Source organism: Paracoccus aminophilus JCM 7686 (assembly GCF_000444995.1).
GTDB lineage: Bacteria > Pseudomonadota > Alphaproteobacteria > Rhodobacterales > Rhodobacteraceae > Paracoccus > Paracoccus aminophilus.
Map to the genome: position 1 here is coordinate 765,648 of NC_022041.1, position 24,138 is coordinate 789,785.

The window sequence follows — 24,138 nt, forward strand, 5'->3', positions numbered from 1 at the left end:
CGTCACCCGCGACAGGGGCGGTCTACGCCTTTTTCAGAACCGAACTGCCATGCAACACGACCGTCAGGGTAAACGTCAATCGTGCCCTTCCCGTTGACCTCAAACGACAGAACGCCATCGTCTAGATGCGACACGCTCGCCGCGTCAACCGCGGCAGCTTGAACCGGCAGTCTGCGATTAATCGCAGACTTCGGGTTCGCGGGTTCATCGAGCAGGTGTCCGAACCCTGCCTCGATTAGACGACGCTTGCTGTCCTGCACATCGGCGAGGATCTTGGCATAGCGCGGGGTCAGTGCCACCGGCTCCGCCTCGACCATTTTGTTGCCGTCACCGATATGGTCCGGATCCGGCTCGGCGTCGGGCTGGATCGCGGCGGCATGGGCGTTCACCGCGTCACCCGCGACAGGGGCGGCGTAGAGGGGGACTGTGTGGCCCGTGCTCTTGTCTGGTCGGTCGAAAATAACCCGATTGCCGTATCGGTTGTAACCGTCATCGGGAGCCATATAGCCAATCGGCTGCGTGCTCGCGGGATGGATCGCGGCGAGTGATCGCTTACCGACCTCATTCGGGCGCGTGACAATCCCGTCAGCTTCGGCGCGCTCAACAAGCCGGGCGGCGGCATTGTAGCCGATACCCATTGACCGGCTAACGAATGAGGTGCTGACGCGGTTTGCTCGGATCATAATCCCGATGGCCCGTTCATAATCCGCATCTAGATCGGCGGTTCGGTTGATCGTGCCGCACACCGTAGGGGCGGGATTGGTGGTCATAGCTTCAATCCTTCTACCTGTCGGGCAATCTCCACGGTTACATGAGCGCGCTCGCCATCCTCGATCAGCCACCATTGGCGGCGCGGATAGAACGACACGTCAACGAACACAGGTCTGCCGTTGAAAACACCAGCGCCATACCGCACGCGGTCTGCGACCTCGGCTCGCTCGACAGCGCGGAGAACCTCGGGGGCCAACTGATCTCGTGCGATACCCCTCGCCGTAGGGGTGGGATTGGTGGGGGTGGTCATCGGGTGGCCTCCGGCTTCATGAAAACGATCCAGTGGGATTTCGCGGTCTTGCCGCAGCGATTGCCGATCAGCGGCTTTTGGTCGGTCAGGGCCAGCAGCTCCGACACCCGCACCTCGTGCTCATTCCATTTGAAAATGAGCGTGCCGTGCGGTTTCAGAACGCGGAAGCACTCGGCGAAACCGGCGCGGATATCGTCGCGCCAGTCAGCGCCGAGCTTTCCGTATTTTTTGGCCAGCCAGCCGGTCTTTCCGTTTCGGATCAGGTGCGGCGGGTCGAAAATGACCAGGTGGAATGTGTCGTCCGGGAATGGCAGGGCGCGGAAGTCCATCACGGCGGCGGGCGCGATGATCAGTTCACGCGCGCCGCCGGCCGAGGATTTGTCGGGGAGGGAATGCCGCTCCGCCCGAATGTCGCCAAAGATGGCACGCGGATCAGCTCGATCGAACCAGAACATGCGGCTGCCGCAGCAGGCATCGAGCACAGGAGTTTCGCTCATGCCTTTCCCTCCCCGCCCTTGGGCTGGTCGAGGCGGGCGAGGATGGTGGAGCAGATGAAACCTGCCATAGCCTGCTCACCCTGATATCGCCCCCGGACTAAATCTGTCGGCCTATTGGCAACAAGTGGCCTGCGTTCGGCTATGCTTTGGGCAGCCTCCGCACACGCCCGCGTCTCTGCCTCGACGGCCCGCTGGACATGCTCGGCAAGGGCGGCTTTGGCATCGGCAGGGGTGAGGGCGCGGATACGCGCAGAGATAGTTTCCGCGCCCGGCGCACAGAGGGCCGCCTTCTCATACGCCGCCGCTGTCTCGGCCCGCGCTTGGTCTCGCTCTTTGGTCCGGCGGGCGATGAGGGCCCGCGCCTCGGTAAGGGCGGCTTTGATCTCGGTAAGCTCAGCTTTGTAGTCACGCCATAGCCGATCCGCCGCGCCAAGGGCGTCACGGGTGCTTTGGATGAAGCTGATTGCCAAGCCGACCCTGGGTAATTCCGGGTTCGGTGTTCCCGTGCAGCAAGACATTCCCGCCTCGATCAGTGCATCCCGCTCGGCCTCTGCCTTCTCGGCGCGGGCTTTCTCCTGCTCCCAGAGGCGTCCCATCATATCTCGGGCTTCGATCAGCGCCGCTTTATCGGCTTGCAGCGCGGTCAGGGCGTCGTCCCGATGTGCCGCGCAAAGGGTGAGCTTCTCGCGGATTTCTCGCGCCGCGATCACCTTGTCGTCGTAATCGTTGATGGTCAGCAGATCGTGCAGGGCCAGATCCGACATGAGTTCGTCGGCCCAAACTGCGATCTGCTCGTGGTGTGGCTCCACCAACCCCTCGACCTCGGCAGGCGCAGAGGGGGAGGACCGGCGAAAATCAGCATCGGCCAGCGCGAAATCACGATCAGCTTGCTTGTCAGGGTCGTGGGCCGTCAGCAGCCATCCCGGCTCGGGGTGCCAGTCAGTCGAGCCCCACCAGATCCGCTTGGGCGTCACGGTGCGGTCTGCGACCTCGCCGCGATAGTTGCGGTAGGTCATGGTAATCGGCTGACCCTCCTGCGCAGAGGGGGCGGAGAGATCGGCGCGGATGTACGCCACCTCATCACCATTCATCCGTTCGCCGGGGCATTCTTCGACCCAGGTGAGATTGTCCTGATCGGCCCAGATCCGCTCCGGTGCTTTATCCACGGCGCTCATGCTGCACCGCCTTTCGCCCAAGCCGCAATCTCGACGGGTTCACAGCTGTCGAAGCACCATGCGACCGGGGCAAGACCATGCGCGACCTGCCATTCGTCGATCGCCGCGCGGACGCGCTTCCCTAGATCTTCACAGGCCTCCGCTTTGAAATCGAGGATCGGATCGCCGTCCTCATTCGACAATTCGCAAAGGTCTTCCTCTGCTCGCTCAAGAAAGGCTTCGTGATCGAAGAAACGGGAAACGCGGATCGGCCCTTTCGTCGCCTGCACGATCAGCCGGTGCTCTTCCGCTTTCGCGCCCGCTTCGGCTTCCTCTCGCGTGTCGTAAGGACCACCGTGCCAGACCTCCTCGTCGTTCGAGGAATACCATGCGGTGCGGGCTTGGGTCAGCGCCTCGATGGCGCGCCCCACCTGATCGGCGGGCGGCGCAGTCTCGGCGTGGGGCGGGGTGGGCGAATCTTGACGGTCGCCCGCGTGGGGTGATGGCGCAGAGAATGCGCGGTTTGCAGACCTCGCATAACTCATTGAATTGATTTCAACCGGATCGAAGTTCGTTTGCAAACTATCTGATTGAAATTCGGAATTCTGTCCGGTTTTGGGTACCGTAGGCCGGAGGTTCGAATCCTCTCGCCCCGACCACAATTTAGCGTGTTTCGCTAAGGACATTTTACTCCTCATTTTACAGACTTTGCGCTTTTCGACTGCTGCGAGCTTCGCCGCGAGGCCGTCAGTCATTCTGGGTGATAGCGCGACATAGCGCTCGATCACCTCGGCCGCGTGCTGGATCGACCATCCCATGGGTGTCGCGATTTCCTTGAGTTCGGCCCCCGCCTCGAACAAGCGGCTCACCGAGATCTTCAGCAAGTGCCTGGGTTCGGATTGCGTTGATATCTTGATGAAATCAGGTGACTTGGCTGGGGTGGAAAGGTTTGGTTCGGCCATCGCGAGCCGTCAGATCAAGCTTACCCCAATCTCCTCACCGCTCCGGCGAAAGATCCGCCATGAGGTAGCAGGCCGAGACAGCACTGCTTTCCGCAGCCGCAGCCGCAGTCCTGTCCTCGGACCGGTCGATTACGTCGGGGGTCTGGATCGATTTGTTGTGGCTCGCATGACCGGCGGGTCGTGTTCGCGCCGCGTGGGTCGGTGCCCATTCGACAGGACGGCCCGCGAAGACTGCCGCAGGCATGGCGCGACCGGGATGACCGGCCCCCGGACGTTTGCGACAGGGCGGGGGCCGAGGCGAGCCTCCTCCCCCGGGGCTCGAGCCAGCTTCATTCTATCACATCTGGCAGGCCTTGGGTGCGCTCTCGCGGGCGGAACTCCCTGCTCTCAGGCAAAAGCCAGCGCGTGATGCGCGGCGCGGAAAACAATGCGAGGATGGTTGCGGAGGGGCGGGGCGATTGGCGATGACCCAACAGTGAGTGACCGGCAAGACGTGCTTGCGCGGTCACCAAACCACTACTCGTTACGACACATGAACAAGTCCACTCAGTACATAATAACAACTTTTGGGGGATTTATTGGTTTCCTGTCTAAAACGTCAGGCTGGCGTATTCCGAGTTGGGCCGGGTCGCATGGATCAGGCGGAGCGGGGGTTGCCGAGGTTTTTCGCGCGCCCGCTACGTTCATATTAAGAGCGTTGATACTAACTGCAGCCTAGAACGATGGGGCGAGGGCAGGGGCGATAGGCAGGAGATCGGACGCTGCCATCGTCTGTTGCGATGCGGCGAAATGACGAACCCGCCGGATATGATCGCGACGCGGTTGCGACGCTTCTCGCGGCGTTTGGCGGGGGGACCGGCTTCCTGTACCTTGCGCGATTTAAGAAGATAATCCGGCCAGAGGTAAGGCGATCATCAGATCTCTGAGGCGGGGTGTCGTTCGCGAGGGACGGTCAGCCGAGGCCGCCGGAATCTGCCCGCCGAACCGACGGACAGGCTTATGCGAGACGGCGTCTGTCCCAGCCGATCTGACAAGGCGCGGGGGGCCAACCCTGCGGCCCGGTCGCCAAGAGGTCCTTGAGTCAGGACTTCTGGATTTCGTTCAGGATTTCCTGAGCAATGGCCGCGGTGCCGACGGCCATGTCCGGAATGACCTCGTTCAGGAAGGCGATGATCTTGCCGCGCTCTGATTCGTGGCGGGACGCATATTCGGATATCAGAAAGATAATCGTGCGCTTTCGAAGCTGGATCTCGGCGTCGAGCACGGAAACTTTATCAATTTCAGACATTTATAACCTCCGGTATCGCATCACTACTCCATTGCGCCCCCCTCTCGTCAAGGGTTTTCACGGCGCTGCCCGATGCGCCACCGCCTTGATCCGTCCAGCAAGCCGTAATTCTGACCCGGAGCGCCGCAGTCGCTCAGTGGCACTCGACCCGGAACACCTTGTCGCGTTGTGCGGCCACGACCTGCTCGGTCGGCTGAACCGAGCCCGGCTCTGCGCTGTCGCGAAAGCGGATCTGATAGCGATTGAGAAAGTCACGCACGGCATCGGCGCGAATGACCCAGGCCATATTCTCGATCCCGGTTTCGGCGCGCAGGCTTTTTCCGGCTTTGGCCGCGACCACGGCAAGCTGGCGCCCGCTGCGGTCAAGCACCGGCCCGCCCGAATTTCCGGGCTGCACCGGCGCCGTGATCTGGAAGCTGAGACGGCTGCCTTCAAAGCCAGAGGTGCTTGAGACGACGCCATCGGTGACATTGAGCGCCTGAGTCAGGCTGAAGACCGGATAGCCCATCACGAGCAGGCTTTCGCCCAGTTTCGGCCCCTCGGTGCGGAAGGCAATCGGCTCGCGGCTGGCGAATTTCGGGACGCGGAGCAGCGCGAGGTCAAGCCGCACATCCGAGCCGATCAGCTCGGCGGGCTGGCCATTGACCGTCAGGCTGTCGCAAGAGGCGATGACGTGATGGTTCGTCAGCACATGGCCCTCGGTCGAGACAAGTGAGCCCGAACCGCTGGCGGTCATCGAGCGATACCAGTCCGGCCGATCCTCCATCCCCGGATAGCGGCCCTCGATCAGCCTGTCCTTGATCGCCTTGAAGGGCACGCCTTTCCCGGCAAAAAGCTCGGTCGAGGCCAGAACCTCGGCCACGATCGGGCGCATCGCCCAAGAGGACGAGGCCGAAACCGCGACCGAGACGCCGCGCATTTCACGGTCATCCTGCCCCATGATCGTATAGATCAGCAGATCGTCAACGCGCACGGCCAGATATCCCAACCCTCCGGTCACGCCGCTGGCCAGAATCTCGGCATCGTCCTGATCCGCGACCAATTGCTTGGCGAGCGCGCGCGGATTGATCGCGCTATTGCTTTGAAAACGGGTCTCGCGGATTTCGAAGGGCACGGCGGCGCGGCCCTCGTAAAGCAGACCCTGTGCATCCTCACCGTCGATCTGTGCCGCCGCGACAAAGCCACGCGGAATGGCGATGCGGATGCCGGTCCAATCCGAGGTCTCGACGCTGAGATCGGTGTCCTGCCGGGTCGCCTCGGCCCGTTTGGCCAGGATCGCGCGGCTTTCGGGATCGAGCGTGCCGGTTTCTGCCGTGCCAAGGCTGCGCTGAAAACTGCGCACGGCCTCTTTGGTCTCGGCACCCGCGCTGCCGTCAATCGCGCCGCGATAATGCCCGGTCCAAAGCAGATCGCCCTGAATGGAGGCCAGATCGCTGTCGGTCGCGCCATTGGCGGCAAGGTTGAAGGCCCGCATGATCTGCGCGGGCAGCTCGGCCTGCGCCGCCGAAGCGGCGCAGGTCAGTGTTACCATCAGGGCCGCTCGGCCCAGCCAGCCTGACAGGCCAAAGCGCGACACCAGTCCGGCGGGCAAAGCGGCGCGCCTCATCCGAGCAGCTTCTCGATGGCCTGCACATTCGCCTCGAGCTTCGCGCGCTGCTGGCCGTCTGCGGTCTTCTGCTGGTTCAGCGACGAGCTGACCGAAGCAACACTTGGGGTCGCAGTGCGGGCGGCGCGGGCATTGCGGTCCTTGGCGGCCAGATATTCGGCACGGTTGACCTGCGCGGTCGCGGCCGAAGCGTCAACATAGCCGTCGACCCGCTGACCGATCCCGTTGAACGAGGCCGAGATCACCTTGTTGTCGGTCGCGATATGGCGCTTGAGCGCCTCGAGCTGGGCTTTGCCCGATTTCTTGTCGATCTTGCCCGCGCGAATGCCTTTGGCCAGTTGATCGGCCTGCTGGCTGCGGCAGCTGCGCAGGGCGGCGACGGCTTTCCCGGTGGTCGTGACCAGCGCGCCCTCGGTTCGGGCGTCATTGTTGACCGAGGCCAGAAGCGTGCGCGCATCTTGCGCATTCTGTTGTTTTTGCTGGTAATAGGTCGCCGAATAGCCAGCAAGACCGCCCGCGGTCGCACCAATCAGCGCGCCTTTGGCCCGGTCATGGCGACCCGAAACTGCGGCACCCAGAACCGCGCCCAGCACGGCGCCGGCGACGGCATTGTTGGCCTGCCGGTTGATCTCGGTCGTGCGCGCGGCCGAGATCGTGTTGTAATAGGTGCTGCAGCTGTCTTTCGGATCAACAGCCGCTTCCTTCACCGTGATCTGCTCATCGCAGGCGGTCAGCAGCAGCATCGAGCTCAGGGCGAGAGCGGTCGTGCCCTTGCCGATGACTTTGAAGAGTGAGGTCTCAAACACGAAGGAACTCCTTGCAGGGTGAACTATTGAAAATCGGGGTAGTCGTTCCGGCGCTCGGCGCGGGTGGCGTCGAGGTCCGAAATCCAGTCGGCGCGCATCTGGTCCGAGATCTGGCCGCGCCCCTCGCGCAGCGTCTCGAGATGGCGGATCAAGAGGTCGAGATTGGGGGCAAGGCTCGCGCCGCCCTCATCGGCAAAGCTCGCGCGGGTGTCGCGGATCGCGGTATCGACCAGGGGCGCGGGGCGGGCGGCAAGCTCGACTTGCACCTGAAGATAGAGGTCATAAGCGTCCTGAATGCGGGCCTCGTTTTCGGCAATCCGGCTAAGAATGCGCGCGCGTTGCGAGCGCCTTTCGGCATTGGTCAGCTTGGTGCCCGCTGCGACATCCTCGAGCCGGGCAAGCTCGAACAAGGCCAGCCCGATATTGCGCCCGATCCGGTCAATGAGATTGCCGGTCAGCAGGCCCGAGCGGATCGAGAAGCGCACGGCCTCTTTTTCCTTTTCGGCCAAAGCGACATTCATCCGGTCCATCTGGACCTGCAATTCATCGGTCTTGCGCTCAAGTTCCTCGCGCGACAGCTCGCGCGCGGCGATCTGTTCGCGCAGACCGGCCAGCTCGGCCCCCATCGCTTGAGGGTCCGCGCTCGCCAGATTGGCGCCGCCTTGCAGCAGGGTCTGGCGGCTGGCGAGCATGTCCTTTTCCAGCTCGGGATTGGCCAAGCCTTCGACTGGCGGCGCGGCCTCGTCGCGCCGCCCGGCAAAGACCGGGGCCGAAATCGCCAGTCGCATCCCCAGCGCCGGTGTCCGACCCTCGCCGCCTTGCGTGAAGAGCGCCGCCACCTCGCTGCGCCGCCCGATGGCATTGCCTTCGCGCAGAACCAGTGACGAGCCGCCTTTCGAGATCACGCCCCCGACCTGACCGGCCAGCCCATCGGGCCGGGTCGGGCGGAAGAAGTCGAGCACGATTTCCTCGGCATTGCAGAGCATATCATAGAGGCCGAGCATATTCGGCAGGCGCGTGCCCACCGCGCCGGGGCGCGGCACGTCCGAGCGGGGCGGCGGGGCGCAGATTTCGTCAAGGCTGGCGTCGCGCGGCTGACCGCCGTCGCCCATGACCTGATAGAGCTGCCGCCCGCGATTTTGCGCGGTGACATAGGCCGCGCCACCGCGCGCGCCATATTCCCATTCCGCTTCCGTCGGCAGGCGCAGATAGCCAGTCGCTCCTTGATTCCACGGCAGATAACTGGGTTCCTTCGCCGCGATCCGGTCCTTGTCGAGCGCGATCATCCAGGCCGAATAGGCGCGCGAGAAGTCCACCGCATCAAACCAAGAAAGCCCGCCCTTCGCCTCGATCTGGCGCAGATTGCTGGCGGCGATCGCGGTGTTGAAGTCCGCGCAGGCGGGGGCATCCTCGGCCAAGGTCTCGGCAGGGGGGCGGGTGAACAGACCCATCTCATAGGCCAGCCATTGCGGCTGGGTCAGCTCGTATTTGGCGAGATAGAAGCTGAGCATCGCGGTGCGCTCAAGCCCGTCAGAGCCAAGCGGCTCCCCGGCTTCATCCAGCGCGAACGTGCCCGCGACGGGCGCATTCCACGGGCTGTTCGACAGCACGGATTGCGGGGTTTCCGCGCCGATATCAATGACGCGACCAAAGCTCGCATTGACCTGATCGAGCCCGCCGCGCGCGGGCACATCGATCCGGCGAAAGAGCATATGGCGCCCGCAGGGCAGGGGCAGGGCCAGCTCGACTGGCGTTCCGCCCGGGGCGGCAAGCGCGGGACAGGCGAGCTTTGTCAGGTCCTTTTCGCCCGAAGCGATCAGCTTTTTGCGGGCTTCGGCCCAGCCCGCCGGATCGTCGATCTGGCACCAGAGCGGTTTTTCAGCGGCCAAGGCGGTAATCGGCACAGCCAGAAGCAAGGCGGTCAGGGCGAATGCGGCTTTAATCATGGCGAAGCCCCTCGGCAATCTGCATCCGGCCCGCGCGCCAACCGGCTGCGCAGCCCGCCAAAGCTCCGGCGGCAACCGCAAGGGCGAAGGCCCAGAAAAGATGATAGGGCGCCAGCGCCATCATTGGCCCTTCCAGCCCGCCGAGCCCTGCCAGCCGCGCATTGACCAGCGGCTGAACGAGCCAAGCAGCAAGCCCGGCCAAAGTCGCTCCCGCCCCCGCAATCATCGCGCCTTGCAGCGAGGGCAGCAGCGCGACTGCCCCCGCCTGCAGGCCAAGAAGCCGCAAAAGCGAGAGCTCGCGCGCCTTCTCCATCACCCCGGCGGCGAGATGCAGGCCAAGCGTCAGCACGAAGCCCAGTACCGAAAAGACCGTCACCAGCGAAAACACCCAGCCAATCCCGGATTCGACGGCGAGCGCGGTCTCGATCTCTTCGGCGCGGGTCGAGACGTCAAAGCCCTGATGCATCAGCGCGTCGCGCAAGCCGGGCACATCGCGGATGTCGCGCGCGTAAAGGCGAAAGCTGGCATAGCTGCGATGCGCGGCATCGGTCTGGCCCTCGCGCGCACCGTCCCAGCCGAGCTCGGGGACGGCATAGCCCTCGCGCCAGCGTTCGACAGCGGTTTCGAGCGCGCGGTCAACGAAAATATCGTCGCTTTGCAGCAGATCGCGGGGCAACACGGCCAGAACCGTGACCTTGAGGTTGGCGCTTTCGCGCTTCTCCCCGACCTGTCGCAAGGCCGTCAGCGTGAGCTCATCGCCGGGATTTGCCCCCGCAGCGATCGCCAGCCGCTCGGTCAGGACGGTTTGGTGCAGCCCCTCGGGGACGGGAAGCCCCGCAAGCAGCGGATCGCCTTTGGCCGTCGGCAACAGCCGGGGTTCGAGCATCTCGCGCGCATCGGGGCCGCGCATCCGGACCGATGAGGCAAGATAGCGCGCACGCGGCAGCACAAAGCCCACGCGCGGATCGGCGGCGGTGGTCTCGAACCATTCGGGGGCAATCTGCAGATCGCGGGCCAGACGGATTTCCAGAATGCGCGGGTCCGAGCGCAGTCGGGTGACAAGATTGTCGACCACGCCAAGGCCGAGCCCGCCCAGAAGCAGGATCGGCAAAAGCGCCACCGCAACCGCCAGCATCAGGCACAGGCTGGAGCGCCAGCCATGCCAGAGATCGCGCAGCGCCAGCAGGGGCAGGGTCACAAGCGCCGTCATATCGCCTCGATCTCCAGCGAGACCCGGGTGAGCGCGGCGCTTCTTTCGCGCGCAACCAGCCGCCAGAGCGCGAAGCCGCAGGCGCTGAGAAGCGCCTCATGATGGCTGCTGACGAGAACCGCGCGATCCTCGGGCAGATCGGCGATCAGGCGCATGGTGGCACCGGCATTTGTGGCATCGAGCGCCGCGGTCGGCTCGTCGGCGAGGATCAGCTCGGCCTGTGAAACCAGCCCACGCAACACGGCGGCGCGCTGGCGCTGGCCCCCCGAAAGCGCCGAGGGCAGCTTGTGCAGCAAGGGCGCGATCCCGAGCCCTTCGGCCAGAGTTTCGATCTGCGCGCCATGCCCCGCCCGCGCCAGACGGGTGGCCAGCCGCGCATTCGCGCCGACGCTGAGATAGGGCAAAAGCCCGCCGTCTTGCAGGATATAGCTGATGTGGCGGCGTCGATAGCGCGTGAGCCGCCGCGCCCGGTCCTTGAGCAGATCCGGCGCGATCTCGGTCCCGAGCAGGCGAAAGCTTTTGGCCTGATCGGGGCGGCGGATCAGGGCCAAAAGATCGAGGAGCGTGCTTTTGCCGATGCCGCTTTCGCCAACCAGCCCGATCCGCGCGCCGGGCCAGAGCGTCAGGCGCGGGATCTCCAGCCGAAAGGCCGGGCTGCCCGCGCGCCCGGCGCGGGTCAGGACAAGACCGGCAAGGTCAAGGCAGGGCTCTCCCATGGCCGGGCCTCAGGGCAGGTTGACCAGCCGGACCGGCGTCGCCTCAAGCCCGGGATCGCCGGCGCCAAAATCGGCCCAGATCTCTGTTTGACCAAAGAGATCGGCATAGATCTTGCGCTTGGCCTCGAGGTTTTCGATGAACTCCTGCTGCTGGCTCACCGACATCGAGGACCAGTAGGATTGATCGAGCCGGAGCACCTGCGAGCGATAGGGCAGCTTTTTGAGGAAGCTCGGCAGGATCGCCTCGATCGTGGCGCGATCGCCCTGACGCAGACTTTCGGGATCGGACGAGGTCTGGGCTGCGAGCATCTGCAGATTGGCAAAGAAGGCCTGCGGATCCTGACCGCCGCTGCGGAAGGCCTCGATGATCGCCTCAAGCCGCTTGTCGAGCGTCGAAAGCTGGTTGCGGCTCAGATAGACGCTGACCTCAAGCGTTTCGACATCGGGGTTGGTCAGATCGCGGTCGGCGGCCCAGCCCGCCAGGAAGGCAGGCGCGGCGCTGCCCTCGACCCGACCGAGGCTTTCCAGTTGCGCGCGGAAGATCTCATTGCCGACGATATCCGAGAGGCGCGAGATATCGCCCGCCTTGCCCGGATCCGCCGCATCAGCGACTTCGGGCGCATCCGCAGCTTCCGCAGCGGCGGGCTGATCCGCGGGCATCGGCTCCTTCTTCTCGGTGTCCCCGCGCAGGATTTCCCCGGCGTTGGCGCGCAAGGTGCTGGTCGCGACATCGCGTGCGAGCTGTTCGAGTGCCTTTTGGAACTCGTCGGCGCGCGTCACATCCAGCGCCAGATATTTGTCCTCGGACAAATCTCCGGTCTGGGCGAGCTTCTGATACTGGGCGCGCGCAACCTCGGCATCGCCCTCTTTCTTATTGGCGGGGGTCAGCAGATGGATCGGGATGATCGTGATGTTTTGCGCCCGCGCCTTTTCGCGCAGCCGCTCCAGCGTCATATCGGGATATTTCGCCTTGGCATCGGTGCGCGCCGAGGCGTCGGTCACCAGAATGATGATGCGCGCGTCATAGGGCGACCAGTCGTTTTCATCGATCGCATCGGTCAGACCGGCAAGCGAATCCTCGGCAAAGCCCAGATTCGAGACCCGTGCCTCGGTCATCCGCTTCATATTGTTCAGAATGCTTTGCGCCGGGGCATCGGGATCGAGCGGCTGGAAGTTGCGCGTCACATATTCGAGGTTCTTCGGATCGCTGTCGATATTGTCGCGAAAACCGGTCAGGCCGAAGGAGATGTATTTCGCGCTCTCGACCTTGGAGAAGGCATCGTAAAAGCCCTGAATCGCGGCATAAGTGCGGTCGATAAAGGGACGCATCGACACGGTGGTATCGACCACGAAGACCACGCCGACGCGGAATTCATCATCCTTGGCCGCCGCATCCTTGGCCGAAGAGGCGAAGCTCGCATCATCCTTGGCCGCGATTTTCGCCGAAGACCCGGCAGGCAGCGCGGCGACCTTGACCAGAGTCGTATCGGCGGTACCGTCAAACATCTCGTTACGCCAATCGAGGATCGGCAGCAGATAGGGTTTGTCGCCATAGCGAACCGCCGTCTCTGGCTCGATCGCAACAAGATCGGTATTCCACTGCGGCTTGTAATCGGGATCCTGCGCCAGCTTGCGGCGCTCGTCGCCGAGCTTTTCGTAAATGCCGACCGCCGTGGTCTGATAGAAGGGACCAGAGATCAGGTCGGTCAACGGCGCATCGCCATTGAAGAAGAGCACGCGGTTGCGTTTGCCGCGCGGGGCGAATTGCATGACCAGCATGGTCGACCAATCCATCGCCTCTGCGGCGCGCGCCCAGCCGAGCGGCTCTTTGTTGAGCGCCGTGCCGAGCTGTAGCCAGCTTTCGCCACCCAGATCGCGGCGCTCGAAGACATAGAGCACCGAAAAGGCGGGCAGCGCGGTTCCGGGATCGGTGATGCCGGGCGCATCGTGAAGCTGGAGGTCAGGCAGAGAAATCACGCGCTGGAACAGATCGGGATTATCGGGCACCGCCAGCGGCATCGGCCCTTTGGCAAGCGCCGCGGTTTCGTTTTCGGGGGCCGAGGCGGTGGTGGCTGCGGGCACTTCGGGTTCGGTCGTGGCGGCTGTACTCGTGGTGGTTTCGTTTGCGGGGCTCGCCTGTTCAGCGGAGCCGGTCTCTGGCGCAGTGGCGATCGCGGCGCCAGCCGCGGCTGCGGCGGCACCGTGCGCGGCGCCGGCGGTGACGGCCTCCTCAGGCATCGGCTCCATCGCTTCGTCGCCCGGTGCGTCTTTGACGGCTGCGGTCTCGGTGGAGGCGGTCTCAGCAGCGGCGCGGTCCTCAGCGGCCGACGGCGTCACCTCGGTCGTCTGCACCTCCGGCGCGGTTTTCGCGGCCGATTCCTCGGGCTTTGCCGCGCTCGAGGCGATTTCGGCCCCTTCGGCGGGCTTGGCGGCTTCTGATGCTGCGACAGTGTTGGGCTCGGTAGGCTTGGCCTGATCCTCGGCGGTGGCTTTGTTGTCCGATTCCTCGGGTTTTGCCGCGCTCGAAGCAATCTCGGCCCCTTCGGCAGGCTTGGCCTGATCCTTGGCGGCGGCCTTTGCTGTGTCGGTGGCCTTGCTTTCCGATTCTGCGGGCTTGGCCTCGCTTGACACGACTTCAGCCCCTTCGGCAGGCTTTGCGGTTTCCGAGGCTGCGACGGTGGTTGGCTCGGCGGGCTTGGTCTGATCCTCGGCGGCGGTCTTGGCGGTGTCGGGGCCCTTGCTTTCTGCCGCAGCTGCGGTTTGCCCGGCTGTGCTGTCTGGGGAAGCGGGCGTTGCCGCGGGTGTGGGGCTTTCTGTGGCGGCCTGCGCCTTCACGGGAGCCGCGTCGCCGCTTTCGAGAAGGGTCAGCGCGGCCTCGCGCTCTTCGACGATCTTCTGCGCGGCATCGAGCTCGGTCCGGACCTGCTCTGCGGCGGAGAGCTCGGCGGTCAGTTCCGTGGTGCAACCCTTGTCACCGGTCAGCACGGGCGCGGGCGCCTTGGGCAGCTCGGGCAACTTGGCAATCGTGCTGCGATCGGTTTGCTCGCCAAGGCCGGCCAGTCGCAGCTCTTGTCCATCAATACGCGCCTGCAATTTGCGCAGGCTGCGGGAAATCGCACTGATTTCCTGGGTGAGCTCAAGCTTCTGCGCCTGGAATTTCGGCACGCAGGCCTCTTCAGCCTGTGCGGCCGAGGCGAGCAGGAGGCCTGCGATGACGGTGCGGCGCAGATAGGCCATTCTGTCCATTCCCTTGTCTGTGAAGATGAATGCGTCAGCGAGATGCGGTGAGGAGGGGCACCCAAAGACGGCGCGGCCCGGCAGGAGGCTGTCCCAGCCGCTGATGGCTCTGGCTGTTCTCTTGCATGGCGCGGCACTCCCGCCCCGGGGGCCCGAGGCAAACGATCAAAAACTCACGGGAATATGACTAAGCGTGAAGCCGAAGACAACCCAAAGCCGGGAAGCTTCGTAAACCAAAGATGAGCGGCGGGCGCTTACCGCTCGAAGCGCCCCTGCGGAATGGTCGAGGGCTCGAAGGTTTCGGCCGAGGCGCGATTCCAGCGGCTCTGCCAATCGCGCAATTCGGGATAGTCGCGCGCGCCGACGAGGAAGCTTTCCGGCAGATAGGGAAAGGCTTCGTTGCCGTCGAGGAAGGTGCCGTCGCTTTGGCGGAACATGAAGTGATAGGGCAAAAAGTCGTTGGGGCTGGAAAGTCCTGCCGCCCCGGCAATCTCGCCAAGCGCATGGAGCGTGTTGCGGTGGAACCGCGCGACGCGGTCGCTTTTGCTGCCGACATCAATGGCGCGTTGGCGCAGCTTGTCCTGGGTCGCGATGCCGACCGGGCAGGCGTTGGTGTGGCACGATTGGGACTGGATGCAGCCGATTGCGAACATGAAGCCGCGCGCCGAATTGCACCAATCCGCGCCAAGCGCGATGGCGCGGGCGAGATCGAAGGCGCTGACCACTTTGCCCGCGGCGCCGATGCGGATGCGGTCGCGCAATCCCGCGCCGCGCAGGGTGTTGTGGACGAAGTTCAGCCCCTCGAGCATGGGCATCCCGACCCGGTTGGCGAATTCAAGCGGTGCCGAGCCGGTGCCGCCCTCTTTGCCGTCGACCACGATGAAATCCGGGGTAATGCCGGTCTCGATCATTGCTTTGACGATACACATGAACTCGCGACGATGACCGATGCACAGCTTGAAGCCGATGGGTTTGCCGTTCGACAGCTCGCGCAGCTCGGCAATGAAATTGCAAAGCCCGATCGGGGTTGAGAACGTGCTATGGGCAGGCGGCGAGAGGCAGTCCTGTCCCATGGGAACGCCGCGCGCCTCGGCGATTTCGGGGCTGATCTTGGCGGCGGGCAGCATCCCGCCGTGACCGGGTTTCGCACCCTGACTGAGCTTGATCTCGATCATCTTGATCTGAGGATCGGCCGCCTGTTGCCGGAATTTCTCCGGGTCGAAACCACCCTCCGCCGTGCGACAGCCGAAATAACCCGAGGCGACCTGATAGATGAGATCGCCGCCATTCGCGCGGTGATAGCGGCTGATTCCGCCTTCGCCGGTGTCATGGGCAAAGCCGCCGGTCTTGGCGCCAAGGTTCAGCGCGGCGATGGCATTGGCCGAAAGCGCGCCGAAGCTCATCGCCGAGATATTGTAAAGCGACGCCATATAGGGCTGGCGGCAATCCGGGCCGCCAATCGAAATCCGGAAATCGGTATCGTGGATGACCTTGGGCGCGACGGAATGGGTGACCCAAGCATAGCCGGCCTCATAGACCTTTTCCGAGGTGCCGAAGGGCTTCTTGTCCTCGGCCCCTTTGGCGCGCTGATAGACGAGACTGCGCGCTTCCCGGCTGAAGGGCAGCTCTTCGCTGTCGCTTTCGATCAGATATTGCCGGATCTCGGGCCGGATGCTTTCGAGCAGAAAGCGCATATGGCCGATCACCGGATAATTGCGCAGCACCGCATGGCGCGATTGGATCAGGTCGTAGACCCCGAGCGCTGACAGCGCCAGCGCCAGAACCGCCAGAAGCTTGATCCAGAAGTTGCCCGACATCCCCAGAGGAAAGAGGATCAGGACGGCGAGAATGCAAAGGGCGAGGACGGAGTAGCGCTTGATCTGTGGCATTGCGGGCTTTCGGGCGTCAGATTTACGACTTTGGCACGATACTGACCGATGGTTGATATATTCTCAACGGTGAGCAGGTCACGTCTGCTTTAGGCATAATTTGCGACGGCGCGGTAAAGCTAGCAGGCCCTGCATGGGCGATGCGTCTGGGGCTTCGGGTAAGTCCGGGGCGAGAGCTTGGTTTTATGCGTGCCCAGGCTGCGGATTGAGGCGTTTTGGCCTTCTACGGATCGCAAAATCCCTCGCGCTCAGGGCGAGCTATCACCGAACATTTCTTTGAGCTTTTAGGAGGATAGCGGTTCGACCGCGGGCCGTTGACCATCACGACGCGCGCGTGGTCTATCTCGCTTTCGTCGCAGGCTTCTTGTCTCACAGGGGCAGGGGGCAGGTCCCATTCCGACGGATTTCAGGCATACCAGCCCCTCTTTGAAGCGAGTAAAACCATCTCCACAAGGGCTCGCTGCGACGGGCGAGGTGGCCATTCGGCACGGTCCCGAGACCCGCGATTTTGTCTCACCCGGGGACCTATTCAAATGATCGTGCGAAAACTTCGGAACCAGGCGCAGGGCGGAATGTTAAGTTTTCGATTGTAGGACATGCGAGATGAGGATGCGGGACATGTGCGCCAATAGGATAGCGAGGCATACATTGGTCATTCACGATGAAATCGATGATCTCATCGAAGCTTATCACCCGGAGCCCGATCACGAGGCTGCGGCGGAAGCCTATGTCGATGCGGTGGGCTATCTTTTGTGGGCGGCAGAGATGGCCTCAATGGGCAAGCTGCAGGATGGCCCCATGTCGCGCGCGACCCTGTTGCAAGCGGCCCGGCGTAGTCTGGAGGATGCTGAGCGTGCGGAGTTGATGGCGCTGAATGCGATCCACCAATCCACGACCCCGATCATTGCGAAGGTTGCAGCCGGGGCCTGACCGGACCATCCGGCTCCGGTTATCGCAGATCTTGTCAATATCGTCTGATTCTTCGCGACCGGCGAAGATGTGCAGATTGTTGCTATGAAGGCAGTGCGCACGCGCGCCCTGAATCGCGCTGGGCGTGGTGTTGACCTGTTGCCAACTGGACCCGGAAGCTGATGCAACGCGGTGGCCGTAGGGCCGTCGAGTTGCCTATCTGTAACATCTTTTTTCGAGGCGCGACAGGGGTTTGTCGTCAAGCGAGGAAAAATCTTCGCGTGCTTTGGTGTGGTTGGAAACGGGCGCGCAGAGATCAGGGACCGAACCCTTTCGGTCGCCGATTTCGTGACGGCTGTTTTAGAGCCGCATAGGGGCTGCGCGGCCGGCTTGTCTGACCGTAACGGCTTACGTTAACCAACGCGCTCAATGATCCTTACCGATCGGGGGTGCGTTCGTGGTTCTTTCGACAGCCAAGGGCCATTTCAAAGAATGCGATGGCCATTCTTTCGTCAGAGCGCCCAAGCCATCGGCGCCTGTCGCTCATCCCATTTATCCTCTTCGTGGCCTATCTCTGCACGCGTCGCCCGAGCCGACGGGCGCAAAACGGGCTGATCGCGCGGCCCCCCAATCTGCAAAGCCGCCGGTGCCAAGGGCAGCCGGCGGCTTTGATTGTCAGTTGATCGGATCGCCTGTTACCGGGCCGTCCCAGTTCGGTTTCCAGCCAAGCGCAGGCGCGACATGTTTGGCAAAGGATTCAAGCAGATGCAGGTTGTATTCCGGCCCGAGCTGGTTCGGAATCGTCAGCATCAATGTATCCGCCAGCGCCACGGCCTTGTCGCGTTTCAGCTCTTCGATCAGCCGGTCGGGCTCGGCGGCATAGGTCCGCCCGAAGGTCGAGCGGAAGCCGTCGATCACGCCAATCCCGTCGCGCCGGTCCTCTCCGCCGCCGAAATAGGCCGCATCCTGCGCGTTCATGATCGGGAAGACGCTTCGGCTGACCGAGACCCGCGGCGCGCCTTTATGCCCGGCGGCGCGATAAGCCTCGCGGAAGCGCAGGATCTGCTCGGCCTGCAGCTCGTCAAAGGGCATTCCGGCTTCCTCGGTCAATAGGGTCGAGGACATCAGGTTCAGCCCCTGTTTCCCGGTCCATTCCGCCGTTTCGCGCGTCGCAGAGCCCCACCAGATATGATCGCGCAGCGAGGCCGAACGCGGCTCGATCGGCGTCATCTGCCCGCCCGACATCTGCCGGTCGCCCTTCGCCAGACGCGCACCGTCGATCGCCTGCAAAAACAACGCGAACTTGTCGCGGGCAATATCGGCGCCGCGCTCATCGTTCGAGCCGGTGTAGCCAAAGGCCTCATAGCCGCGCACGACGGTCTCGGGCGAGCCACGGCTGATCCCCAGCGCAATGCGACCATCCGCCAGAATATCGAGCGATGCCGCCTCTTCCGCGAGATAAAGCGGGTTCTCATAGCGCATGTCGATCACGCCGGTGCCGACCTCGATATGTTTGGTCTTGGCGGCGATCGTGGCCAGAAGCGGCATCGGCGAGGCCTGCTGGCTGGCAAAGTGATGCACGCGGAAATAAGCGCCGTTGACGCCGAGTTTATCGGCCCCGACGCCGATCTCGACCGCCTGTTTCAGCATCTCGCTGGCGTTGCGGGTCTGCGAGCCACGTGCGTTCAGATAGTGGCCAAAGCTCAAAAAACCGAAAGCTCTCATCGAAGTTCTCCTGCCGCCCGAGGCGGTCTCACTGTCCGTCTCGATATGGGCTTTCCCACCCGTTCGCCGAGCCCGCGCGCAGCCAACGCGGTGTTCGCTTTGATCGAACGGATAGGGTGGATTTGGCTGCGCGGCTTACGGCTATGCCGTCTGTTCTGGATTATGGGTCGGGCAGGATTGACTTATCTCAAGGTTGCATGAAGTCTAATCGCACAATTTAAAAGATATTGATTGATGATCTTGGAAGCGGAGACAGTGATGTGTCTGACGTGTTTTTAAATTGCGGCGCGGTCCGGGCGGCGGGATTTCTGCCACTGCAGCAGCCTGAGGACCTTGGCGGCAAGAGCAATCTCGGCTGGCGCGCCGATCCCGACCATCTGCGGCTGATCAGGAAGGGCGGCCGCATCTTCAAGAACAATCTGTGAGGAACAGCCATGATGCGGAAACTTCTGGCGGGCGCGGCCCTTCTTTGTGCTTCGGTGCTGTCGACCAGCGCCGGAGAGTGGTCGGGGCAGGTCACGCCCTATGTCTGGGCGGCGGGCGTCGGTGGCGATATCACGCCCTTTACCGGCGCGCCGAGCCTGTCGTTCGACAAATCCGCGTCCGAGATCCTCAAGGATGTCGATGGCGCGTTCTTCCTGTCGGGCTATGCGCGGCGTGACCGGCTGGTGGTGATGGGCGATCTGAGCTGGTCGTCGAGCTCGAAATCCGGGGCGATCCCGCCGGGCCTGCCTGCCGAGGCCAAGCTGAAACAGCGCTCGCTGACGCTGCTGACCGGGTGGCGAGCGGTCACGAGTGACGACATGTCGCTTGATCTGCTCGCGGGCGCGCGCGCGTGGAAGATCAAGGGCAGCGTCGATGTGGCGGGCGGGATGCTGTCAGCATCGCCCAGCAAGGATTTCGTCGATCCGATCGTCGCGGTGCGCGCCAATTTCAAACTGGCACCCAGATGGTCGTCCATTTTCTATGTCGATTACGGCGGCTTCGGCGCGGGCTCGGACAGCACCAGCCAGATCCTTGCGACGGTGAATTATCAGGCGAGCGACAATCTCTGGCTGTCGGTCGGCTATCGCCAATTGAATGTCGATTATCAAAGCGGCGGCACGAAATTCGACGTGAGCATGGCCGGTCCGCTGCTTGGCGCGACCTGGCGTTTCTGAGGAGATGAAGATGTTTCGTAAACTCGCCCTGACCTTCTCTGTGGCGCTGATGGCGGCGGCGCCCATCGCCGAGGCCTGCACTCGCGTCATCTATCACGGCCCCGATGGCCGCGTGCTCACCGTGCGCTCGATGGATTGGAGCCTGCCTATGGTGTCCAACCTTTGGGTCTTCCCGCGCGGCATGACCCGCAGCGGCGAGGCCGGGCCGCGCTCGCTCGAATGGACCTCGAAATATGGCAGCCTGATCGTCACGGGCTATGACATCTCGACGGTCGATGGCATGAACGAGGCCGGGCTGACCGCCAATATGCTGTGGCTGGTCAGCTCGGATTACCCCAAGGACGACGGCAAGACGCCGCAGATCTCGCTGTCGCTTTGGGCGCAATATGTCATGGACAATTACGCGACCGTGGCCGAGGCCGTCGCGGATATGCAGGCCAATCCGATCCATGTCGTCACCAGCGACGTGCCGATGCAGCCGGGGCGTCTGGCGACGGTCCATCTCTCGCTCTCGGACCCGAGCGGAGACAGCGCGATTCTCGAATGGATCGACGGCGCCTTGCAAATCCATCACGGGCCGGAATTTCGGGTGATGACCAATGATCCGCCCTATGACGAGCAGCTTGCCATCACCTCTTATTGGCAGGGCGTGAACCCGCGGGAAATGCTGCCCGGCACGACTCGCGCCCCGGATCGGTTCACGCGCGCGGGCACCTATATCGACATGGTGGTGCAGTCGGATGATCCCCGGACGGCGGCCGCGGCAGCTTTCAGCGTGATCCGCAACGTCTCTGTCCCCTACGGGATCAGCACGCCGGATGCGCCGAACCTCTCGACCACGCGCTGGCGCGTGGTGGCCGATCAGAAGGATCGGCTGTTTTATGTGGAATCGGCGATTTCCCCGAATATCTTCTGGGTCGATCTGAAAAAGCTCGACTTCTCGGAGGCGGGCGGCGTGCGCTGGCTCGATCTCGGCGAGGATATGGCGGTGCTTCACTCGGGCGAGGTCTCTGGCGACTTCACCCCGGCGAAACCGTTTCGGTTCGAGCCTGCGGGGTAGGGCGGTCCATGTCCCTTGTCGGCCCGGCGGAAGACTGCCGGGCTGCCTGCCGCGCGATGTGATCTTTGCTTGAGGAACCCCCGCGCGCCAAGAGATGGCAGTATGCATGCCAATCCGTTGGCGACAAACAGAACTGCTTGGCTGGTGATTATCCAACCAACTGAATTCATGCGTATTTGAAGGGTGGATAACTGGTGCTGCAAGAGAGGATTGAACTCTCGACCTCTCCCTTACCAAGGGAGTGCTCTACCACTGAGCTACTGCAGCGCCGGTGGAAGGGCGTTTAGCCCGCGCCGCGTGAGGGTGCAAGAGGGTATCGGGAAAAAAACGCCAAGAACTTGCGCAAGCCCGAGATTGGTTCTGTCCGGGCGCAGGCGTTCGGCGGGATTTGCAGTTCCGGCGCGTCAGGGTGCGGGGCAGATGTCGGGCGGATGCTGGACGGATGCGCAGAGGGCGTTTAACAGAAGACATGAGCAAACGCCCGGATTCCCCCACAGACAAATCCAAGCGCGAGGATCGGCTCAAAGCCGCCTTGCGCGCCAATCTCAATCGACGCAAGGCGCAAGATCGCGCCCGTGCCGCCGATCCTGATTGGCGGTCTGACGAATCCGGGGAGGGGCAGGCGGCGCACCTCGACGACGAATCGACGGCTCCGCCCAAACAGGAGACTTGAATGGACCAGATCATCGTGCGGGGCGGCAATGAGCTCCACGGCGAAATTCCGATCACCGGGGCGAAAAATGCCTGTCTGACGCTGATGCCGCTGACGCTGCTGACCGATCAGCCGCTGACGCTGACCAATGCGCCGCGCCTCTCGGATATCCGCACCATGACACAGCTTCTGCAGTCGCTCGGCGCGGAAGTCGCCAGCCTGCAAGACGGTCAGGTTCTGGCGATGTCGAGCCATGCACTGACCAGCCAGACCGCCGATTATGACATCGTGCGCAAGATGCGCGCCTCGATTCTGGTGCTCGGGCCGCTGCTCGCGCGCTATGGTCAGGGTGTCGTGTCGCTGCCGGGCGGGTGTGCCATTGGCGCGCGGCCGGTCGATCTGCATCTCAAGGCCTTCGAGGCGATGGGGGCAGAGCTTGATCTGCGCGACGGCTATGTCTGGGCCAAGGCGCCTGCGGGCGGACTGAAGGGCGCGGTTATCGACTTCCCGATCGTCTCGGTCGGCGCGACGGAAAACGCGCTGATGGCGGCGGCGCTCGCCAAGGGCACCACGGTCATCAAGAACGCCGCGCGTGAGCCGGAAATCGTCGATCTCGCCGTCTGTTTGCGCCGCATGGGCGCGCAGATCGAGGGCGAGGGCACCTCGACCATCACCATCCAGGGCGTCACCAGTCTCGGCGGCGCGACCCATCCCGTCGTCACCGACCGGATCGAGCTTGGCACCTATATGCTCGCGCCCGCGATCTGCGGCGGCGAGGTCGAATGTCTGGGCGGTCGCATCGACCTGCTCGCGGCCTTCTGCGAGAAACTGGACGAGGCTGGCATCAGCGTGACCGAGACCCCGCGCGGGCTGAAAGTCGCACGCAAGAATGGCCGCGTCCGCGCCGTCGATGTCGTGACCGAGCCCTTCCCGGGCTTTCCGACCGACCTTCAGGCCCAGATCATGGCGCTGATGTGCACCGCCGAGGGCACTTCGGTGCTGGAGGAGCGCATTTTCGAGAACCGCTTCATGCATGCGCCCGAACTGGCTCGCATGGGCGCGCGCATCGAGGTTCATGGCGGCACTGCGCGGGTCACCGGGATCGAGAAGCTCAAGGGGGCGCCGGTCATGGCCACCGATCTGCGCGCCTCGGTCAGCCTGATTCTCGCCGGGCTCGCTGCCGAGGGCGAGACCGTGGTCAGCCGCGTCTATCACCTCGATCGCGGATATGAGAAGGTTGTGCGCAAATTGAGCGGCGTTGGCGCCCAGATCGAGCGCATCAAGGAGGTTCACCACGATGAGTGACGCAAGCTTTCACGATGCCGATCCCGGTCCGCTTGCTCTTGCGGCGGCGGATGGTGACGATCTGCAGGTGATCGCCGCGCTGGCGCAGGACGCGGTTCTGCCGGTCAGTGACATCAGCTACGATTCGAAGCGGCGCTATCTGGCGCTGCTTCTCAACCGCTTTCGCTGGGAAGATCTTGAAGAGGCGCAGCGCGATCAGCGCCCCTATGAGCGGGTGCGCAGCCTGTTGGTGCTGTCGGATGTGGTCCGGGTGCAGGGCGACGGGATCGACCGGCAGGACAAGGATCTCGTGCTCGAGTTGCTCAGCATTGGCTGGGAGCCGGGCGAGGATGGCTGCGGCCGGATCTTGCTGCAATTCGCGGGTGACGGCACGCTGATGGTCGATGTCGAATGCGTCAATGCCGAACTGCGCGACGTGACGCGCCCCTATATCGCGCCCAGCCAACGGGTGCCGAGCCATCCATGAAGCTTTGGCAGATCGGGCCGGAGGCTGCGGCCTCTTGGCGCGAGATCCGTCTGGAGGCCCTGCGGCTTGCGCCTCGGGCCTTTGGCTCGCGCTATGAGGATTGGCGGGACGTGCCTTTGTCCTCCTTCAAAAAGCGCCTGAGCGACGCCCGCCATTTCGCTGCCGGAGAGGCCGACGGCCGCCCCTTGGCAGTCGGTTGCTGGCAAGAGGGCATGGTGTCCGACGATCCGGCTCAGGGCTGGGTCATGTCGGTCTATGCCCGCCCCGAGGCACGCGGTCTTGGCTATGCTCAGGCCGTCATGGCGCGGATTGCTGAAGATGCCCGCGCCGCTGGCATGACCTCACTCGGCCTGCATGTCGTCACGACGAACCACGCCGCCCTGCGCTTCTACGCCCGGCTGGGCTATGCCGATAGCGGGATCGCGGGCGTGATGAGCAATCTGGGAGACCCCGAGTTCCGCCTGATGCTCGATCTTGGGCCCCGGATCTAAGACCTTTCCCCAATCGGCGCGGATCATTGCTTGAGCCA

The 24,138-nt window shown here is 63.5% G+C and carries 22 protein-coding genes and 2 tRNA genes; 9 read left to right on the forward strand and 15 right to left on the reverse strand.

Annotation, left to right across the window (positions count from 1 at the left end; translation table 11 throughout):
• Positions 1 to 2: 2 nt before the first annotated feature.
• Genes JCM7686_RS03895 through JCM7686_RS03915 form a run of 5 tightly spaced genes read right to left on the reverse strand, consistent with a single transcriptional unit; the run spans position 3 to position 3,253 of the window.
• Positions 3 to 770 carry a DNA translocase FtsK gene (locus tag JCM7686_RS03895; protein ID WP_020949562.1) on the reverse strand — a complete coding sequence of 256 codons (768 nt, stop codon included), beginning with the start codon at positions 768 to 770 and terminating at the stop codon, positions 3 to 5.
• Complete coding sequence (locus JCM7686_RS24645) at positions 767 to 1,021, reverse strand: hypothetical protein (RefSeq protein WP_041527113.1); 255 nt, start codon at positions 1,019 to 1,021, stop codon at positions 767 to 769. The genes JCM7686_RS03895 and JCM7686_RS24645 overlap by 4 nt, the downstream gene beginning before the upstream one ends.
• A complete protein-coding gene (locus tag JCM7686_RS03905; RefSeq protein ID WP_020949563.1) occupies positions 1,018 to 1,518 on the reverse strand; it encodes a class I SAM-dependent methyltransferase in 501 nt (166 codons plus the stop codon). The genes JCM7686_RS24645 and JCM7686_RS03905 overlap by 4 nt, the downstream gene beginning before the upstream one ends.
• Positions 1,515 to 2,693: a hypothetical protein gene (locus JCM7686_RS03910; protein ID WP_020949564.1), complete on the reverse strand. Its 1,179-nt coding sequence runs from the start codon at positions 2,691 to 2,693 to the stop codon at positions 1,515 to 1,517. Before JCM7686_RS03910 ends, JCM7686_RS03905 begins: the two co-directional genes overlap by 4 nt.
• The gene (locus JCM7686_RS03915) at positions 2,690 to 3,253 is read right to left on the reverse strand and encodes a hypothetical protein (RefSeq protein WP_148292573.1); all 564 of its coding nucleotides are present in this window, start codon (positions 3,251 to 3,253) and stop codon (positions 2,690 to 2,692) included. The genes JCM7686_RS03910 and JCM7686_RS03915 overlap by 4 nt, the downstream gene beginning before the upstream one ends.
• Between JCM7686_RS03915 and JCM7686_RS24275 the strand changes: the two genes are divergently transcribed.
• Positions 3,233 to 3,331, forward strand: a tRNA-Phe gene (locus JCM7686_RS24275). The two genes, JCM7686_RS03915 and JCM7686_RS24275, sit on opposite strands and share 21 nt — an antisense overlap.
• Positions 3,332 to 4,715: 1,384 nt before the next feature.
• Here the strand turns inward: JCM7686_RS24275 and JCM7686_RS03920 are convergent.
• From JCM7686_RS03920 to JCM7686_RS03955, 8 genes are all read right to left on the reverse strand, one after another.
• On the reverse strand, positions 4,716 to 4,922 hold the full coding sequence (locus JCM7686_RS03920) for a hypothetical protein (RefSeq protein WP_041527115.1): 207 nt from the start codon (positions 4,920 to 4,922) through the stop codon (positions 4,716 to 4,718).
• 133 nt (positions 4,923 to 5,055) lie between these two features.
• Entirely contained in the window at positions 5,056 to 6,528 is a 1,473-nt protein-coding gene (locus tag JCM7686_RS23300) for a serine protease (RefSeq protein WP_020949566.1), read from the reverse strand.
• Positions 6,525 to 7,334: a YMGG-like glycine zipper-containing protein gene (locus JCM7686_RS03930; protein ID WP_020949567.1), complete on the reverse strand. Its 810-nt coding sequence runs from the start codon at positions 7,332 to 7,334 to the stop codon at positions 6,525 to 6,527. Before JCM7686_RS03930 ends, JCM7686_RS23300 begins: the two co-directional genes overlap by 4 nt.
• Before the next feature lie 23 nt (positions 7,335 to 7,357).
• Positions 7,358 to 9,280: a formylglycine-generating enzyme family protein gene (locus JCM7686_RS03935; RefSeq protein ID WP_020949568.1), complete on the reverse strand. Its 1,923-nt coding sequence runs from the start codon at positions 9,278 to 9,280 to the stop codon at positions 7,358 to 7,360.
• Positions 9,273 to 10,490 carry an FtsX-like permease family protein gene (locus JCM7686_RS03940; protein WP_020949569.1) on the reverse strand — a complete coding sequence of 406 codons (1,218 nt, stop codon included), beginning with the start codon at positions 10,488 to 10,490 and terminating at the stop codon, positions 9,273 to 9,275. The genes JCM7686_RS03935 and JCM7686_RS03940 overlap by 8 nt, the downstream gene beginning before the upstream one ends.
• Positions 10,487 to 11,206, reverse strand: coding sequence for an ATP-binding cassette domain-containing protein (locus tag JCM7686_RS03945; RefSeq protein WP_020949570.1), 720 nt, complete (start codon positions 11,204 to 11,206; stop codon positions 10,487 to 10,489). The genes JCM7686_RS03940 and JCM7686_RS03945 overlap by 4 nt, the downstream gene beginning before the upstream one ends.
• 9 nt (positions 11,207 to 11,215) lie before the next feature.
• The gene (locus JCM7686_RS03950) at positions 11,216 to 14,443 is read right to left on the reverse strand and encodes a vWA domain-containing protein (protein WP_020949571.1); all 3,228 of its coding nucleotides are present in this window, start codon (positions 14,441 to 14,443) and stop codon (positions 11,216 to 11,218) included.
• Between the two features lie 254 nt (positions 14,444 to 14,697).
• Positions 14,698 to 16,332: an FMN-binding glutamate synthase family protein gene (locus JCM7686_RS03955; protein ID WP_020949572.1), complete on the reverse strand. Its 1,635-nt coding sequence runs from the start codon at positions 16,330 to 16,332 to the stop codon at positions 14,698 to 14,700.
• A gap of 648 nt (positions 16,333 to 16,980) precedes the next feature.
• Between JCM7686_RS03955 and JCM7686_RS03960 the strand changes: the two genes are divergently transcribed.
• Positions 16,981 to 17,262 (forward strand): hypothetical protein, encoded by a 282-nt coding sequence (locus JCM7686_RS03960; protein WP_041527116.1) that lies wholly within the window; start codon positions 16,981 to 16,983, stop codon positions 17,260 to 17,262.
• Positions 17,263 to 17,916: 654 nt separating this feature from the next.
• On the opposite strand, the gene JCM7686_RS03965 is transcribed toward JCM7686_RS03960, so the two are convergent.
• A complete protein-coding gene (locus JCM7686_RS03965) occupies positions 17,917 to 18,966 on the reverse strand; it encodes an LLM class flavin-dependent oxidoreductase (RefSeq protein WP_020949574.1) in 1,050 nt (349 codons plus the stop codon).
• Positions 18,967 to 19,193: 227 nt separating this feature from the next.
• On the opposite strand from JCM7686_RS03965, the gene JCM7686_RS24280 reads away from it, so the two are divergent.
• Genes JCM7686_RS24280 through JCM7686_RS03975 form a run of 3 tightly spaced genes read left to right on the forward strand, consistent with a single transcriptional unit; the run spans position 19,194 to position 21,186 of the window.
• Positions 19,194 to 19,391 (forward strand): hypothetical protein, encoded by a 198-nt coding sequence (locus JCM7686_RS24280; RefSeq protein WP_148292574.1) that lies wholly within the window; start codon positions 19,194 to 19,196, stop codon positions 19,389 to 19,391.
• Positions 19,392 to 19,400: 9 nt separating this feature from the next.
• On the forward strand, positions 19,401 to 20,126 hold the full coding sequence (locus tag JCM7686_RS03970) for an outer membrane beta-barrel protein (RefSeq protein ID WP_020949575.1): 726 nt from the start codon (positions 19,401 to 19,403) through the stop codon (positions 20,124 to 20,126).
• Positions 20,127 to 20,136: 10 nt separating this feature from the next.
• The gene (locus JCM7686_RS03975; protein WP_020949576.1) at positions 20,137 to 21,186 is read left to right on the forward strand and encodes a linear amide C-N hydrolase; all 1,050 of its coding nucleotides are present in this window, start codon (positions 20,137 to 20,139) and stop codon (positions 21,184 to 21,186) included.
• A gap of 192 nt (positions 21,187 to 21,378) precedes the next feature.
• Here JCM7686_RS03975 and JCM7686_RS03980 read toward each other — a convergent pair.
• Positions 21,379 to 21,453 (reverse strand) — tRNA-Thr (locus JCM7686_RS03980).
• 202 nt (positions 21,454 to 21,655) lie between these two features.
• Here JCM7686_RS03980 and JCM7686_RS03985 point away from each other — a divergent pair.
• Genes JCM7686_RS03985 through JCM7686_RS04000 form a run of 4 tightly spaced genes read left to right on the forward strand, consistent with a single transcriptional unit; the run spans position 21,656 to position 24,100 of the window.
• Entirely contained in the window at positions 21,656 to 21,859 is a 204-nt protein-coding gene (locus JCM7686_RS03985; protein ID WP_041527117.1) for a hypothetical protein, read from the forward strand.
• Positions 21,860 to 23,143, forward strand: coding sequence for a UDP-N-acetylglucosamine 1-carboxyvinyltransferase (gene murA, locus JCM7686_RS03990; protein ID WP_020949577.1), 1,284 nt, complete (start codon positions 21,860 to 21,862; stop codon positions 23,141 to 23,143). It begins immediately after the preceding gene.
• Entirely contained in the window at positions 23,136 to 23,609 is a 474-nt protein-coding gene (locus JCM7686_RS03995) for a DUF2948 family protein (RefSeq protein ID WP_020949578.1), read from the forward strand. Before murA ends, JCM7686_RS03995 begins: the two co-directional genes overlap by 8 nt.
• Positions 23,606 to 24,100, forward strand: coding sequence for a GNAT family N-acetyltransferase (locus JCM7686_RS04000; RefSeq protein WP_020949579.1), 495 nt, complete (start codon positions 23,606 to 23,608; stop codon positions 24,098 to 24,100). The genes JCM7686_RS03995 and JCM7686_RS04000 overlap by 4 nt, the downstream gene beginning before the upstream one ends.
• Positions 24,101 to 24,138 lie beyond the last annotated feature (38 nt).